Raw genomic sequence first — 16,437 nt, forward strand, 5'->3', positions numbered from 1 at the left:
TTATACATTCTTGTGAGGTATATTCTACACTATATTTTTGTAAATTTGGGACATAATCAAAAACGGTATACTAGGACATTATCATAAACGAATTATAATTTTAAAAAACTTTTTTATACACTATTGACTTTTATTCGTTTCTATTATATAATAGGTCTTGTCCTCGGGGTGTAGCGCAGCTGGGAGCGCGCGTGGTTTGGGACCATGAGGTCGCAGGTTCAATCCCTGTCACCCCGACCATAAAAGAGTTGTCATAATGACAACTCTTTTTTTATTGTATATTTTTAACGGTTTTAATGTATAAAATCACTCTTTTATCACAAAATAATCAATATGCTACCTTTTAATGTTTTTTTTAATGCCTATTATTACATTGAAGTAACAACTTAGGAGTGATTGTTTTGAATAAGATTAATTCAGATATTTTTAAGACCCTTATCAAATCCTATTATGAAAACGATTTTGAAGACAGAGTACAAGAATTACTGTCTACAGATAATGTTAATAAAAATGACTTAAGCTCCATAATTTCTTCACTTTGTGGAGTAGATGTAGACTTTTCTGATAATTACATACAAGATTTAAAAAAAGCTATAGTATCCTATGAATCAAATCATAAAGTCGTAAGCAAAATTAAGGCCTGCACCACGTGTAGTCCAGACAACTTTTCAAAAACTCCCTGTCAAGCATCCTGTCCTTTTGATGCCATATTAATAGATAATAAAAAGAATACTACCTATATCGACAATGAAAAATGCACAGACTGTGGTTTTTGCGTAGAAGCCTGTCCCACTGGTGCACTAATGGATAAGGTAGAGCTTATTCCCCTTTTGAATTTATTAAAGGAAGATTCCAAAGTAATAGCAGCGGTAGCTCCTGCAATCGCTGGTCAGTTCGGAAAAAATGTAAACGCAGATAAACTTAGAACGGCTTTTAAAAAAATTGGTTTTACAGATATGGTTGAAGTAGCTTTTTTTGCAGATATGTTAACATTAAAAGAAGCCATAGAATTTGATGCGCTTGTTAAAGAGGAAAACGATTTAATGATTACATCTTGCTGCTGTCCTATGTGGGTAGGCATGGTAAAGAAGGTGTACCACACTTTAATAAAACATGTTTCACCTTCCATATCCCCTATGATTGCAGCTGGTAGAGTTTTAAAAGAATTAAATCCTAATTGCAAGGTAGTCTTTATCGGCCCCTGTATTGCAAAAAAAGGCGAAGCTAAAAACCCAGACCTTTTAGGTGATATAGATTTTGTGCTAACCTTTACGGAACTAAAGGATATTTTTGATACTTTAAACATTGAACCTTTCAAACTACAAGAAGATGTATCTACGGAATATGCTTCTAGAGGTGGTAGGCTCTATGCTAGGACCGGCGGGGTATCTATAGCTATCTCGGAAGTTATAGAAAGATTATTTCCTGAAAAATATAGTTTACTAAAAGCAACTCAAGCAAACGGTGTAAAAGAATGTAAGGAATTACTAACTAAAGCTCAAAATGGGGATGTGAATGCCAATTTTATCGAAGGCATGGGGTGTGTTGGTGGGTGTGTTGGCGGGCCTAAATCACTTATAAGTGCAACTTCTGGCAAGAAAACCGTAGATGAATTTGCTGAAAGCTCTAGAATTAAAATAGCTATAGATAGTGATTGCATGAACAAAATTCTAAGCAAGATTGGTATTGATACGGCTGCTGATTTTAAGGATAAAAATAAAACTAAAATATTTCGTAGAGATTTCTAGTGAATATTTTACAATATAAATGTTTACTATAATATGATACAATAATTTAGTGATTAATAATTTATTGTATCTAAGGGGGTTTTTATGAAATCGTTAATTAAATATATAAGCCTTAAAGATATTAATCTACTTAGAATTATAAATAATTCTTGGAAGTGTAGGTTTTTAGATATTATTATGCCTTCCATGACTTACCTCGGCTCCTTTTCTTTTATGTTTGTATTTTGCACTGCTATATTTCTATTAAAAGGGAATACTCTTCACGCCATGGCTCTTAGCGCAATGATTTCTGTAACAATCAGCACCGGCATTGGTAAAATTTTAAAAATGACCGTTACTAGATTAAGACCTTTTATAAAAATTCCAAATTTAAATATAAAAAAAATAGGAATAGATAAATACTCCTTCCCATCTGGACATACTACCGGCGCTTTTTCATTAGCTGTTATAATAGCTTTATACTTTCCTGTGCTTGGATTTATATCTATACCTCTAGCATGCGGTGTGGGAATATCCAGAATGTACATAGGCGTTCATTACCCCACAGATGTGATTATGGGTGTTTTTATTGGAACTACTTGCTCTATTCTTACTTACAGATTCTTTTAAGTTTTTTTGTAATTACAAGTCCTAGTATATCACTATATTTTTTCATGTTATAATTAACATAAGAGGTGATTAAATGCTAACAAATATAAAAGCTGCAATTTTTGATTTAGATGGTACACTTATGGACTCTATGTGGGTCTGGAGTAAAATAGATATAGATTATTTTAAAAAAAGAAATATAGATTTACCTTATGACCTAAAAAGCCAAATAGAACATCTTAGTTTTAATGATACTGCTGCGTATTTTAAAAGAAATTTCAATATACCAGATACTATAGATGAAATTATGAAAGAATGGATAGATTTTGCTTATGTAGAGTACCTAAACAATGTAAAACTAAAGCCTGGTGTAGTTCAATTTTTAGCTCTACTTAAATCATTAAATATAAAAATCGGACTAGCTACAAGTAATAGTAAAACTCTTTTAGAAGCTTGTTTGAAGTCTAATGATATATATCATTATTTTGACACCATAACTCTCACAAGTGAAGTATGTAGAGGGAAAAATTTTCCTGATGTTTATTTGCTTGCAGCTGAAAAATTAGGAGTAAAACCAGAAGAATGTATTGTATTCGAAGATATACTCCCTGCGGTTAAAGGTGCAAAATGTGCCGGAATGAAGGTAGTAGGCGTATATGATGACTTTTCTAAAGAACAAAGGGAAGATATTATAAATCATGCAGATATATATATAACAGAATACCATGAATTAACTACGGCCATTTAAGTATAAAAAAACTCATTCAATCGATGAGTTTTTTTTTATGTATTTTTTAGTTTTCTATTGAATATATATAATAAGGAGCGTTATTACATAATTACACACTCACAAGTTTTTGAGTTAATCGCTATTATAATAATATATATGTATCTTAAAAGATTAATTTACAAGGAGAGCTACTATTGGTTATTTTTCTATTTTCTATTCTTTTAATATGCTTTGGTGTATATTATACTATCATGAACCAAAAGTTATCGAATCAGAAAACCCAACTTAAAATTATTTCTATGCAAAATAGAGACTTCAAGTCAAAAATTTCAAATTCTCATAGTGCGCAAGGACCTATTATTATAAAATATAAAGCCCCACTTTTTAAAACTGGAACCACAAAAGTAATTTGTAATTTATATGTAGGACCAATGGAAAATTCACGCGTTTTATCGAATGTGATTAAAGGAACTGAGCTGGAAATTCTAGATTCTGCTGAGATTTTAGATGTTTTTTGGTATGAAGTATCGCTGAAGTCGCAAACTAACATCAATAATAAAGGGTGGGTAAAAAAAGATTTTGTTATTACGCTTGATGATACTGTTAATAACGAAGAAGGGTCTACTACTTAGCAAAGCTAGAGGCATATATTGTATAAAATATATGCCTCTTAATATTAATCTTTTTTATGTGTTTTTTTATTATTTTTAGTTGCCGTGTTATTTACTTTCTTTTCCTTTTCTTGTTGACTTGCACAAGAAGGATCTTTTTTTTCGCCCATTTTTTTATACCTCCTAATAAATCATGATATCATTTTACTATTTTGTTCAATATATAAACTATAATACTATAAAATTATTAGCAAAATTGGAATCCAGCTAGAATAGCTGATTTTATATATTATTGTGTAAAAAGTTTTTTATATGCCATATTTAACAATTCATCTTCCCTTATTTCATTTGAATTAATTCTTAAATCAATAACTTTATATTCTGATACTAATACAAAATGATTTTTTAGGCTCCCCCCTGAATAAACTCTAATATTAGCAGGTAGATTAGTGTTTTCCAGTTTTATATTCTCACTATAATGTATATTATTATTATTAAGTCTATTTATACTTGTTATTCCGTTCTCATCCAATTTAATTAACCAAGGATATTTACTTTCAAAAACAGTGTATCTTAACCAGCTATCCCCGTTATTACAGCGATAAAATGTTCTTTGAGCTATTATACTTTTATCAAATTTAATATCAAGATTTTTATCCCCATTTTTTTCATACCCAAAGTCCGCAAATGTTAAACTTGCTTTCTCAGTCGGAACTTCGCTTTGTTTAATATTAGTATTAGTAATGGTATCAAAATCCACATGGCTAAGAACCACATAACCAAGAATATTCACAACTACTAATGAAATTATCATAATACCAATATATATTCCTATATTAGCATCTCTTGAATATTTTTTTCTATTGATATATTTTTTAATACAACTTATTGATATTGCAGGAATAAAAACTATTAATACTATAGGAATATATGGTTTGCTACTTGCAGGAATGTCAAAAATCGCTACTAATAATATAATGAACACTATTAAATTGTAGGCTATCATTAGTATATTTTTTCTCCTTAACTGCTTATAGCTATTAAAAGGCATTAACTTATTTTTCTTCAAGTGCCTTTTAGCCTTTATGACCCAAATAAAAAAGTTAACAATACCTATAATACTCATCAATATAACAGCTAGTAACAAGACTAATGAACATACACCTATATTAGTTGCTAATGAAAGTTCTGTGTTGTTTGTTAATTGACGATAAATACTATAAATAAAAAAGAGAATTAAAAGCATTTGTGCGTATACATCTTTTATTGAAGATTTAAAAACAACATTAAACTTTTCCTCTTCATCAGTATGAATAGATATAATTTCCTTATCTCCCTCAGTGTAAAAAATTTGAATTTTACCATCCTCACAAATATATTTCCATCCTACCGCCTCACAATATTCCCTATATTCTAAAGCCGTATCACTATCTATATGGTCAAAAACAGAAACACTATCAAGTACATCTACCGAGTACTTTATTTTTCTTATTTCTATTTTTCTTATTTCTATTTTTCTGAATTTAAAAAACCCTCTTTTTGTAGATTTAAGTATCCACCCCTTTTGTGCCATCTTCTCAAGATATTCTTCTAACGCAGAACATTCATAGGGTAAATACATGAATAATGTTGTCTTTCTATCCTTGCTCCACATAATTCTTCCCTCCTTCCTATACTTTAAAATCTTCTTGATATTTCTCTATATACAACATGCCATCACTAGCCATAGTAATTAATCGCCTATACTCCTCTAGGAGTATTTTTTTCCCTTTATCAGTAATTATATAGCTTCTTTTTCTCCCTTGTACTTCTGTTTCTATTATCATATCTTCTTTTTCAAACTTAGAAAGAAGTGCATATAAAGTTCCCGGTCCAACCTTTACACGCCCTTTAGAAATTTCAGCTACAGCCTCCATAATATCTACACCGCACATTTCCCTAAGAAGTGACATTAATATATAATACATTGGTTCAGTTAAATTCTGAAATTGTTCCCTTGCCACTTTTACCACCTCTTTAATATCGAGTATCGATATGTATAATTTAATCTTACTATCGATACTCGATATTGTCAATATGCTTTTCTATTTATTTAAATTTTTAGCTATTATGTAAAATTTTAAAATAACACTGGTTATGTTTTTTATTTTTTTAATTGGTAATTGTGTTATAATTTATTAATAAAACTAACAATCTTGTTACAAATAAAGGAGTTTAATATGAGAATAATATCTAAAGACAATCTATGTATAAATAGACCATATATAAATTTAAAGAAACTACCACTAAAAACGTCATTGAGGGTTGGTGAAATTACTGAAGCAGGTTTTAAAGGTACTTATATAATAAATCAACATACACAAAACTTATCTACTAATGAAAATTACATTATACAATCTAATAAAGGAATTGAAAAAATAACACTTGATACTGACCTACTCCACGGGCTCTTATTAGTTGAAGTCAACTATTCATCTAAAAACAGTAGTAAATCTGCTAAATTCAAGATTTACCTTGTATCGGATAATATAAAATATTCCTTGTCATTTAGTACGTTTGAAGATATTTATGATAACTGTATGAATATCTTAGCTAGAGAACTTTATGAGAAAGAAGAATTAGCCTACATAAAAGAAAGCTTCAACAATTTAGAAAATGATGAAATCTCAGTAGATATAAATTTAAATTTAGAAAGATTACAAGAATTTAAAGATAAGGTAAACTACAAAAGAAATGTTTATTATTTTGTTATAAATAATATAACTTCAGCTACTTCAAAGTATGATATAAACTCTAAACCTAAAGAGATACTAGTAAGTAATACTTTAAAAGTTCTAAGATATAATAATCATACAAGGCTTTATAGCATAGTAGAACCTATTAATAATACAACTGAAATAAAACTAAACGCAACTGATATCATTTGTGATTTGGGTGAAATCACTTCCCCTACTGTCAGCATATACACTGATTATGGACTTGGAAAATTATTAGATATTAAAAATAATGTTATTCCAAATACTAATGCGTTATCATTATTTGCAAATATTCTAGACCTAGGATTAGAAGTTTTAAAATAGTGAATATAAAAAGAGCTAGAAATTATTCTAGCTCTTTTTATGGTGATTTACACTATTTTAGTTGTCCACTCTTCGCAGTCCCAAACATCTGTCACTATGTCTTGATAGAACTCTGGTTCATGACAAACTATAAGTATACTTCCTGTATATTCTTTTAAGGCCCTCTTTAATTCGTCTTTAGCATCTACATCTAAGTGATTAGTAGGCTCATCTAGGATTAATATATTGCTTTCCCTGTTTATAAGCTTAGCAAGTCTTACCTTCGCTTGCTCTCCACCACTAAGCACAGTAACTTTACTTTCAATATGCTTTGTAGTAAGTCCACATTTAGCAAGCGCAGATCTTACCTCACCCTGAGTGAGACTAGGGAATTCTTGCCAAAATTCTTCAATACAATTATTGCGGTTAACTCCCTTTATTTCTTGTTCATAATATCCTATATACTGATAATCCCCCACATTTGTCTTACCTGAAACAGGTTTAATATCCCCCATAAGACTCTTTAGTAGTGTTGTTTTTCCAACACCATTAGCACCAGTTAAAGCAATCTTTTGTCCTCTTTCCATATATAAATTTAATGGCTTTGATAATGGACTATCATATCCAGTAACTAAATCAATAGTTTTAAATAATATCTTCCCTGAAGCCCTTGCAGATTTAAATGTAAATTGTGGTTTTGGTTTATCTTTTGTAACTTCCATTCTATCAATTTTATCTAATTTCTTTTGTCTTGATTTCGCCATTCCACTAGTAGAAGCTCTAGCTTTATTTTTAGCAACAAAGGTTTCTAGTTTGTTAATTTCCTTTTGTTGTCTTTCATAATCAGACTCCATTTGCTTCCTCTTAGCCTCATGAACTCTCAAAAATTCATCATATGAACCTACATACCTAGTTAAGTTTTTGTTTTCCACATGATATATTATATTAATTGCATCATTTATAAATTCAATATCATGAGATATTAAAATAAAAGCATTTTCATAATTTTGAAGATATCTCTTAAGCCATTCTACATGCTGCTCATCCAAAAAGTTAGTAGGCTCATCCAGCAGTAAAACATCTGGAACTTCTAATAATAGTTTCGCAAGAAGAATTTTCGTCCTTTGCCCTCCACTTAAATCTGCAACATCGTTCTCAAGACCTACATCTTTAAGTCCAATTCCCGCTGCTACTTCATCTATCTTAGAATCAATACCGTAAAATCCATTGTTATCGAGCAAATCTTGAATTGTTCCCATTCTTTCTAATAATTTTTCTAGTTCCTCTGGTGATACATCTGCCATCTTTTCTGTTACCGTAATCATTTCCTCTTCTAGTACAAAAAGATATTTAAAAGCATCCCTTAAAACCTCTCTAATAGTTCTACCCTTTTCCAATACTGTATGCTGATCCATGTACCCGACTCTGATGTTATTCGCCCAATTAACTTCACCTTCATCAGGCATAAGCTTACCCGTAATAATATTCATAAACGATGATTTTCCTTCTCCGTTAGCACCTATAAGGCCTATATGCTCTCCTCTAAGTAATCTAAAAGATACATCTTCAAATATTACTCTATCACCAAATCCATGGCTCATTTTTTTTACTATTAATCTACTCATTTGTATTTCCCCTTGCTATATTAATATTTTATATTATGTTGTTATAATCTTTAAATTATTTTTAGTAATATAATTATTTATTTTTAATAATGCGATGTTATATATCTCTCCATTGAAAGAAAATACATCCAATTTTTATCTAAATTTCCTTAATTCATATATGTATTTAAAAATGCCACATATATAAGTGTAATTTATAATTGCCCTAATGTCAAAAGAATTTTATGGATTTCATACTAGAAATTACTTCAATGTGGTATACTACTATAGATAAATAGGGTAATATTTATTGTTAAAAATTAATTTACGCCCCTAAAAAGTACAGGAGGAATTTAAAATGAATTGTAAATTTTACTTATATAGAGGTAAAGGTAGAAATTCAGAAAATGGACACCTTTGGGTATACGCCAATGAAATTGAATATTTTGATGGAGAATATGAAAATGGAGACATAATTGAAGTATATAATTTTAGACAAGAGTTTATAGGAAAAGGCTTTATAAATGACGCTTCTAAAATTGCCATAAGAATATTGACTAGAGACATACACGAAGAAATAGATGAAGATTTCTTCAGAAAGAAACTTCGTGCTGCTTCTGACTACCGAAAAACAGTTATAGATTACTCTAGCTGTAGATTCTTATTTGGCGAAGCAGATTTTGTACCTGGAATGATTATAGATAAATATAAAGACTATTATGTTATTCAATCTCTAGCGCTAGGTATAGATAAATATAAAGATATTATAGTTAAGTTACTAACCGAGGAATATGGTGCAAAGGGCGTATATGAAAGAAGCGACGCTAGAGTTCGAGAGCTTGAAGGCATGGAACAAACAAAAGGATTCTTAACTGAGCCTTTCGATACCACCATCGAAATTGTTGAAAATGGAGTTAAATATTATGTAGATATAGAAAACGGTCAAAAAACTGGATTTTTCTTAGATCAAAAAGAAAATAGAGCTGCTATACATAGGTTATGCAAAGATGCTGACGTTTTAGATTGTTTTACCCACACAGGTTCTTTTGCTCTTAATGCTGGTGTAGCTGGAGCTAAAAGTGTACTTGGCGTAGATATTTCTGAATATGCAGTAGAGTATTCAAGGAAAAATGCTGAGCTTAACGGACTTTCCGATATAGTTAAATTTGAATGCCATAATGCCTTTGACGTATTAAGACAATGGTCAAGAGAAGGAAGACAATATGATGTAGTAATCCTTGATCCTCCAGCCTTTACAAAGTCACGGTCTACTGTAGATGGTGCAACAAGAGGATATAAAGAAATTAACCTCCGTGGCATTAAATTAGTTAAACCAGGTGGCTATTTTGTAACCTGCTCCTGTTCTCATTTTATGAAACCTGATTTATTTAAAGCAACAATAGCAGAAGCAGCAAGTGACGCAAAAAGAACACTTAGACAAGTAGAGGCTAGAACTCAATCAGCAGATCACCCTATACTATGGAATTCCGATGAATCTTATTACTTAAAGTTTTTCGTATTCCAAGTGGTATAAAAGTAAAAAAGTATATATTACTAGAGAGGCTTTTGCGTCGTCAAGTAATATATACTTTTTTTTGCGTTTAAGTTATAGTTCCATCTTTATACTCAGGAACATTGTCTATAATATCTTTTCTACAGCAATAGTCTAAATCCGCTTCAAGCCCTAAGTCCATAATTCTTTTATAATGACTTGCAGATTTTATAAAACCATAAATATCTTCATTGTTTTTATAAATATAATGAGAAGTCACAGCAATATCGGATAGGTCTATTTCTATTTCTTTTAATGCACAATGAATTATGTACCCACTACATAAAAAATCATCTATAGAAAACTCACCATAAGTCCCTGCATTTACTATCACAACATCTCTATTTAATTCTATTATTCGTCTTGCTGTAGCCTTAGCGTTTAACATGGCACCTATTAAGATACTGTTGGCACCAACGCAGCCTTTTATAGCTCTAGTGCCATTGGTTGTAGTCATAACAAGTCTTTTGCCTTCTATGGTATCTCTAGTGTACTCTAAAGGAGAGTTCGAATAGTGAAACCCCTCTATTTTTAATGCATCTCTCTCCCCTCCTAGCATAAATTCCTCTTTGCTATTTCTTACAATGTCAGCTGCATCAGCAACCGTTAAAACAGGAATCACACCTGTGCATCCATTATTCAGCGCAGTAACTATTACACTAGTTGCCCTAAGCATATCTATCACTACAACTGTTTTGTTTTCTATTTTTTCCTTTTTTATATCCTCAGCAGAAATTATTATATCTATTTTCATTTTATTTTCACTCCTTTAATAGAATTTTGTCTTAATACTCGCAGTTATAATTATAGTACATATTTCTATTATATAACAAAAAAACTCTGCTTTTACATAAAGTAAAAACAGAGCTTCAAATTAATTGTATTTATTCCTTATTTTCTTTCCATATTAGAAAAGCAATAACAAACACGGAGGCATCTTTAAATTCTCTGATATCAAATCTTGTTTCCTTTTTAATCTTATCCAACCTATAAATCAGAGTATTCCTATGAACATACAGTTTTCTAGCAGCATCACTAATATTAAGACCACAATTTACGAATTGCTCAATAGTCACTATCATTTCACTATCGAGAGCATCAAATTTGCCTTTCAATAATATTAACAGTTCCTGCTTAATCTTACTGTCTACATTAAATACAATCTTCTCAAATAACATTTTATTATAACTAAATACATGATCTTTTATATCAAATTTTTTACCAAGTTCCATACACTGCATAGCATCAGTATAGGCTTTCTTAATACCTTTTATATCATAGATTTTATCTCCATAACTTACATAGCAATTACAATAAAGATCTGATGAAATAGATTCCTTTATACTTTCTGCATGTTCCTCTATTTCAGCAAATTCACCAATTACAACGATATTATCATTATATATTAAACTTACCACTGGCTCATTATCATATATTTGCTTTATTATGTTAAGAGATTCATATTTACTTCCATCTAGGCTTATTATCAGTATATAACACCCGTTTTTAAGAAAAGGTAAATTAAGAACAATATTGTCAATAGAAATTTCTCTATTTTCCAAAATATCAATAATAGCTTGTTCTTTAGTTAAAAAATTCTGGGTATAATTATTTTCGATAATATATTTAAGTAAAGATGTACAATTTTCATACTGTTTCTCTAAACTGATTATGCCTTTAACACGCCCCAGCATAATATTAAAGTTAGTTATGTTTGAATTTTGAATATCTAAGTCACTAATATATAGTGCAATGCCATCTTCCATAACTACGTTAAATGGTATGTTTGATGAATGACTTAAATCCTTCAAGAATTCAGTGAAATTGTACATAATGAATTCCCCCTATATTACTGTGAGTTCGGTTTCTTTATCAAAAATATGAATTTTACTTGTATCTAATGCAATTCTAATTTTATCCCCAACTTTAGCTTTAGAAGATCCGTTAACTCTAGCTACAATACTTGTATCCCCTTTAGACATATAAATATTAGTCTCTGCTCCCATAAGCTCTGCAACTTCAACATTCGCTTCTATAACTGAATCTTTATTTTTTTCAAGAAATTCAGTACCGTCATCAATATCCTCAGGTCTAATGCCCATCACTACAGTTTTGCCTATAAAAGATTTTCCTTTTATAATTTTAGCCTTATCTTTTGGTAATACTATAGTTTCATTATCAAAAGAAAGTACAACTTCACCATTTTGCTCTAAAACTTCTGCTTCCATAAAGTTCATTTGAGGACTTCCTATAAATCCAGCAACGAACATATTAACTGGGTTCTCATATATGTTATGTGGAGTATCTACTTGTTGAGCCAGGCCATCTTTCATTACAACTATTCTTGTTCCCATGGTCATAGCTTCTGTTTGGTCATGAGTTACATATATAAAAGTTGTTTGAAGTTTGTGATGAAGTTTTGCTATTTCTGTTCTCATTTGAACTCTTAGTTTAGCATCTAAGTTTGATAGTGGCTCGTCCATTAAAAATACCTTTGGATTTCTAACTATTGCCCTTCCAAGTGCTACTCTTTGCCTTTGTCCACCTGATAGTGCCTTTGGTTTTCTATCGAGTAGATGTTCTATATCAAGTGTTTTAGCTACATTAGTAACTTTTTCTTTTATTTCAACTTTTGGCATTTTTCTTAGTTTTAGTCCAAACGCCATATTATCATATACAGTCATATGTGGATACAATGCATAGTTTTGAAAAACCATAGCTATGTCTCTATCCTTAGGGGCCATATCATTCACAAGTTTATCACCAATATATATTTCACCTTCAGTAATTTCTTCAAGACCTGCTATCATTCTTAAAGTTGTTGATTTACCACACCCTGATGGTCCTACAAAAACTATAAATTCTTTATCTTCTATTTCAAGATTAAAATCTTTAACCGCTGTTACGTTTCCTGGATAAACCTTAAATATGTGCCTTAATGATAAATTTGACATAATTATTCCTCCTACATATACATTTTAAATGATTATTAATATACATACATTGTAATCCTTTAAATCATATTTATCTATTCGCAAAACCCCCAAAAGAGGTAAAGTTAATTTGTAGAAAGACACAAATGCCTATATTTGAAATTTAAATTTTAAAATTTGATCCCTGATATATATCTAATTCTTTTAATTTATTATCTATACCATTTAAAACTTCCCATTTTTTCAAACTCCACATAGGACCAATTAATAGCTCTCTTGGCGCATCCCCTGTTAATCTATGGATAACCATGTTATTGGGTAACCTAGTTATTGCCGCGCAAATAGTTTCAATATATTCATCTTGTTCTAGAAAATTTAGTTCCCCTTTTGCATATAGTTCAGTCATAGGTGTATTTTCCATAAGATGAAGCAAATGCATTTTTATTCCCTTTATATCTTTACTAGCCACATAGTCTATTGTTTTTAACATATCCTGAGCATTTTCACCGGGAAGTCCAAAAATTGTATGAACCACTACATCAATATTTCTTTCATTTAGATTATTGAGAGCCTCTTCAAACTTCCATAATTTATACCCTCTGTTAATAATTTTTGCAGTTTCATCATTGCAAGTTTGAAGCCCAAGTTCTACCCAGGTATATATTTTACGCGAATATTCCTCTATAAGATCTAATACAGGTTTATCTAAACAATCCGGCCTAGTTGCTATAGCGAGCGCCACCACGCCTTTTTCTGACACTGCCTGCTCATATTTTTCTCTTAATACTTCTATTGACCCATAAGTATTCGTATACGCTTGAAAATAAGCAATATACTTTTCTGTTTTCCATTTTTTACTCATCATATCCTTTATATCTTCAAATTGCTTTTTGATAGAGAAATCTCTATTCCCAGCAAAATCTCCTGAACCTCTTTCGCTACAAAACAAACATCCTCCACTACTAATAGTTCCATCTCTGTTAGGACAAGAAAACCCCGCATCAATAGATATTTTAAATACCTTTCCGTAAAACTTTTCTCTTAAAAAATAATTCAAACTATGATATCTTTTGTCACCCCATGTTCTTTGCACTAAACCTCTTCCTTCCTCTATCTTTTTAATAAACTAAAATGACTAGTGATTAGCTAGTCATTTTAGTATATATAATAATTATACTTTATAGTATATTTATACTTTATAGTATATTTATACTTTATAGTATACCATGTATGTGTAATTATAATTTATCTACGGTAAAGGTCTTTAAATCTAATTTCCATTTTCCAATTATCTCTATTGCCGAATTATCAAGCTTTGATTTAGGTATTACTTCATATGTCATGAAATCCTCTCCAAAGGATGAAAATACTATTTCAACATTTTCTACAGGATAGTCTTTTTCAAAATTAACTGGGATTATATCTCCGTTGTCTACTTTATAAACCCTAATATTTTTACCCACGTTTTCCTTAATGTATTGCACAAGAAGGAATTTCTCATCTAAAGAGAATGTCATAAACTCAACTTTAGAGTCCATCAGTAAGTCTATTGGAATTAACTCTTTTCCAATTGGTTTCTCCTTGGCTATTACTTCAGAGCCTCCTCCCTCTGAATTATCTGAGGGCTTACTAGACGCATCACCCTGAACTGCGAGAGACTCATCAATGTTAATAATACCTAAAAAGGAATTTTTATTATAAGTACTAACTGCAAGTTTTTCTCCTTCATAGCTAAAGTTTATAGAACTAAATTTCATTGGCACCGTAATTTTATAAAGACTTGCTGCATCGTCAGATGAATATACATATTTAGGAAGTCCAGCTTCATCAATTATTAGATTTGTTTTTATATTTTTCTTATCTCTAAACCTAAGACCTGCACCTTCTAGAAAAGCTTCTTTTTCTGCGCTACTAATTATCTCACTTATCTTGTATTCTGCCCCATCTTTAACAATTTTAATAGAATATTCATCAAGACATGAAAGTGATTTAACCATAGAGGTTCTTGTAACTCTAACCTTAAAAATACCACTACGTCCAACTTCATCAGTTTCAGTAACATTATAGCCCTTTATCTTCATATCACTAATTGGCATATTTGAAGCTTTTAGAAATAAGTCTTTAGTATATAATTTTTTACCATTTTCATAATCTTCTTTCATGATTAGTTTCATATAATTTTCAACTACATTCGTTGCAGTTTGAATTTCAAATGTATTGATCTTTTCTTTTTCTTCTTTTTCCTTTTCACTACAGGCTGTAAAAGACAAAATATAAAATAGTATTAATAAACAGCTCAAAAACTTTTTCAATATCTCCACTCCTTTTAAAATAAATTTTAGTTTAATAATTATACTTATAACTATAGTTTCCCTATAAATAAAGTTTTAATTTATAAAATCATTATTTATTATTAAATATTATACATATATTTATAAAGACAAGCATTCTATTAAAGTATGACTCTTATTTTAATAATTTATGGAGGAGATTTTTTGAAAAAAATAATTGGCCCAATATTTCAAATCGCAGCTGTATTTATAGGTACCATTGTTGGTGCCGGACTTGCTTCCGGACAGGAAATAACCCAATTTTTTAGTACTTACGGATATGTTAGTTTTTGGGGTATTCTAATATGTGGTTTAATTTACATCGTAATAAGTTCAATTATAATTTCTATTAGTATAAAACATAAATTAAATTCGTATAGCGAACTTATAACTCTTGTAAGCCCCGGGTTTTTCGGAGTAATTACAGACATTTTTACAAGTTTTTTCTTGATAAGTGGAGCTGCCATAATCCTAGCAGGAAGTGGAGCGCTACTTCATCAATATTTTGGAATTTCAAAATGGGTTGGAATTTCACTTATGTCTATAATTTCTTTATATGCTCTACTTAAAGACACCAAAGGACTAATTACTATAAATTCTTTTATAGTACCCTGTCTTACTACAATTATTATAACTATATTCGTTTTGTATTTAGTATTTTACAAAGATATGGTAAGTGCTTCCTATATAAAACAAATCCCCTCTTATAAAAATAATATCATGCCTGTCCAATGGTTCTTCTCTGCCTTACTTTATGCAGGTTTTAACATGCTATGTTGTAGTGGCGTTCTAGTTCCATTAAGTCAAGAAATGAAGCATAAACGTATTCTCATTCCCGGTGTTATAATAGGCGCATTAGTTCTAACTGTATTATGCTATTTGGTAAATATAATGCTTTTATTAAACATCCCTCAAATTTTCAAATATGAAATTCCTCTACTGTACATAACACACCGATTTGGTATGTTAATGCAAATTCTTCTACTTTGTGTAATCTTTTGTGAAATGTTTTCAACTGAAGTTTCTAATATATATAGTGTAGGAAAGACCTTCGAGAAAAAATTTAACATATCTTATAAAAAAGCTGTGATTTTAATACTTATTATAGCCATACCTATTTCTCAAATTGGATTTAGGAATTTAATAAAAGTCCTTTACCCTGGCTTTGGTGCAATAAGTCTTATTTTTCTAGTTCAGTGTATTATATTTTACAGAAAAACCACTAAGAAACATAATTGACCTTATATATAATGAGATGTACAATTCTTATATATAACATATA

At 30.2% G+C, this 16,437-nt stretch carries 15 protein-coding genes and 1 tRNA gene; 8 read left to right on the top strand and 8 right to left on the bottom strand.

The genetic code is table 11. From position 1 onward, the window contains the following. Positions 1-164: 164 nt before the first annotated feature. The 5 genes from ACJAX4_RS02425 (at position 165) to ACJAX4_RS02445 (ending at position 3,698) form a co-directional block, all read left to right on the top strand. Positions 165-240, top strand: a tRNA-Pro gene (locus tag ACJAX4_RS02425). A gap of 161 nt (positions 241-401) precedes the next feature. Beyond that, positions 402-1,748, top strand: coding sequence for a [Fe-Fe] hydrogenase large subunit C-terminal domain-containing protein (locus tag ACJAX4_RS02430; protein ID WP_435787865.1), 1,347 nt, complete (start codon positions 402-404; stop codon positions 1,746-1,748). 84 nt (positions 1,749-1,832) lie between these two features. Continuing rightward, entirely contained in the window at positions 1,833-2,357 is a 525-nt protein-coding gene (locus tag ACJAX4_RS02435) for a phosphatase PAP2 family protein (protein WP_435787866.1), read from the top strand. A 73-nt stretch (positions 2,358-2,430) separates the two neighbouring features. Then, complete coding sequence (locus ACJAX4_RS02440; protein WP_435787867.1) at positions 2,431-3,084, top strand: HAD family hydrolase; 654 nt, start codon at positions 2,431-2,433, stop codon at positions 3,082-3,084. Between the two features lie 176 nt (positions 3,085-3,260). Beyond that, entirely contained in the window at positions 3,261-3,698 is a 438-nt protein-coding gene (locus ACJAX4_RS02445; RefSeq protein WP_435787868.1) for an SH3 domain-containing protein, read from the top strand. Between the two features lie 268 nt (positions 3,699-3,966). On the opposite strand, the gene ACJAX4_RS02450 is transcribed toward ACJAX4_RS02445, so the two are convergent. After that, on the bottom strand, positions 3,967-5,331 hold the full coding sequence (locus ACJAX4_RS02450; protein WP_435787869.1) for a DUF2812 domain-containing protein: 1,365 nt from the start codon (positions 5,329-5,331) through the stop codon (positions 3,967-3,969). Positions 5,332-5,347: 16 nt separating this feature from the next. Next, on the bottom strand, positions 5,348-5,680 hold the full coding sequence (locus tag ACJAX4_RS02455) for a PadR family transcriptional regulator (protein ID WP_435787870.1): 333 nt from the start codon (positions 5,678-5,680) through the stop codon (positions 5,348-5,350). Positions 5,681-5,896: 216 nt separating this feature from the next. Here ACJAX4_RS02455 and ACJAX4_RS02460 point away from each other — a divergent pair, with 216 nt between their 5' ends. Next, positions 5,897-6,757: a hypothetical protein gene (locus tag ACJAX4_RS02460; protein ID WP_435787871.1), complete on the top strand. Its 861-nt coding sequence runs from the start codon at positions 5,897-5,899 to the stop codon at positions 6,755-6,757. A gap of 47 nt (positions 6,758-6,804) precedes the next feature. Here the strand turns inward: ACJAX4_RS02460 and ACJAX4_RS02465 are convergent, their stop codons facing one another. Beyond that, the gene (locus ACJAX4_RS02465; RefSeq protein WP_435787872.1) at positions 6,805-8,361 is read right to left on the bottom strand and encodes an ABC-F family ATP-binding cassette domain-containing protein; all 1,557 of its coding nucleotides are present in this window, start codon (positions 8,359-8,361) and stop codon (positions 6,805-6,807) included. A 337-nt stretch (positions 8,362-8,698) separates the two neighbouring features. Here ACJAX4_RS02465 and ACJAX4_RS02470 point away from each other — a divergent pair, with 337 nt between their 5' ends. Next, positions 8,699-9,874, top strand: a complete 1,176-nt coding sequence (locus ACJAX4_RS02470) for a class I SAM-dependent rRNA methyltransferase (RefSeq protein ID WP_435787873.1) — start codon at positions 8,699-8,701, stop codon at positions 9,872-9,874. 67 nt (positions 9,875-9,941) lie between these two features. Here the strand turns inward: ACJAX4_RS02470 and ACJAX4_RS02475 are convergent, their stop codons facing one another. From ACJAX4_RS02475 to ACJAX4_RS02495, 5 genes are all read right to left on the bottom strand, one after another. Next, positions 9,942-10,646: a 2-phosphosulfolactate phosphatase family protein gene (locus ACJAX4_RS02475; protein WP_435787874.1), complete on the bottom strand. Its 705-nt coding sequence runs from the start codon at positions 10,644-10,646 to the stop codon at positions 9,942-9,944. Positions 10,647-10,776: 130 nt separating this feature from the next. Further along, the gene (locus ACJAX4_RS02480) at positions 10,777-11,724 is read right to left on the bottom strand and encodes a PucR family transcriptional regulator (RefSeq protein ID WP_435787875.1); all 948 of its coding nucleotides are present in this window, start codon (positions 11,722-11,724) and stop codon (positions 10,777-10,779) included. A 12-nt stretch (positions 11,725-11,736) separates the two neighbouring features. Beyond that, on the bottom strand, positions 11,737-12,846 hold the full coding sequence (locus ACJAX4_RS02485) for an ABC transporter ATP-binding protein (RefSeq protein ID WP_435787876.1): 1,110 nt from the start codon (positions 12,844-12,846) through the stop codon (positions 11,737-11,739). Between the two features lie 142 nt (positions 12,847-12,988). Next, positions 12,989-13,918 (bottom strand): TIGR01212 family radical SAM protein, encoded by a 930-nt coding sequence (locus tag ACJAX4_RS02490; RefSeq protein WP_435787877.1) that lies wholly within the window; start codon positions 13,916-13,918, stop codon positions 12,989-12,991. Positions 13,919-14,063: 145 nt separating this feature from the next. Further along, a complete protein-coding gene (locus ACJAX4_RS02495) occupies positions 14,064-15,137 on the bottom strand; it encodes a hypothetical protein (RefSeq protein WP_435787878.1) in 1,074 nt (357 codons plus the stop codon). Positions 15,138-15,284: 147 nt separating this feature from the next. On the opposite strand from ACJAX4_RS02495, the gene ACJAX4_RS02500 reads away from it, so the two are divergent. Next, entirely contained in the window at positions 15,285-16,394 is a 1,110-nt protein-coding gene (locus ACJAX4_RS02500) for a YkvI family membrane protein (RefSeq protein WP_435787879.1), read from the top strand. The last annotated feature ends 43 nt before the right edge of the window (positions 16,395-16,437 follow it).

The sequence above is a fragment of the Clostridium sp. genome (assembly GCF_051278035.1).
Lineage (GTDB): Bacteria > Bacillota > Clostridia > Clostridiales > Clostridiaceae > Clostridium_AD.

Bases quoted from the DNA above. Each gene is read 5' to 3' on its own strand.
- ACJAX4_RS02450 (WP_435787869.1), bottom strand. From the start codon at position 5,331: ATGTGGAGCAAGGATAGAAAGACAACATTATTCATGTATTTACCCTAT.
- ACJAX4_RS02475 (WP_435787874.1), bottom strand. From the start codon at position 10,646: ATGAAAATAGATATAATAATTTCTGCTGAGGATATAAAAAAGGAAAAA.
- ACJAX4_RS02480 (WP_435787875.1), bottom strand. From the start codon at position 11,724: ATGTACAATTTCACTGAATTCTTGAAGGATTTAAGTCATTCATCAAAC.
- ACJAX4_RS02485 (WP_435787876.1), bottom strand. From the start codon at position 12,846: ATGTCAAATTTATCATTAAGGCACATATTTAAGGTTTATCCAGGAAAC.
- ACJAX4_RS02435 (WP_435787866.1), top strand. From the start codon at position 1,833: ATGAAATCGTTAATTAAATATATAAGCCTTAAAGATATTAATCTACTT.
- ACJAX4_RS02440 (WP_435787867.1), top strand. From the start codon at position 2,431: ATGCTAACAAATATAAAAGCTGCAATTTTTGATTTAGATGGTACACTT.
- ACJAX4_RS02465 (WP_435787872.1), bottom strand. From the start codon at position 8,361: ATGAGTAGATTAATAGTAAAAAAAATGAGCCATGGATTTGGTGATAGA.
- ACJAX4_RS02470 (WP_435787873.1), top strand. From the start codon at position 8,699: ATGAATTGTAAATTTTACTTATATAGAGGTAAAGGTAGAAATTCAGAA.
- ACJAX4_RS02500 (WP_435787879.1), top strand. From the start codon at position 15,285: ATGACTCTTATTTTAATAATTTATGGAGGAGATTTTTTGAAAAAAATA.
- ACJAX4_RS02460 (WP_435787871.1), top strand. From the start codon at position 5,897: ATGAGAATAATATCTAAAGACAATCTATGTATAAATAGACCATATATA.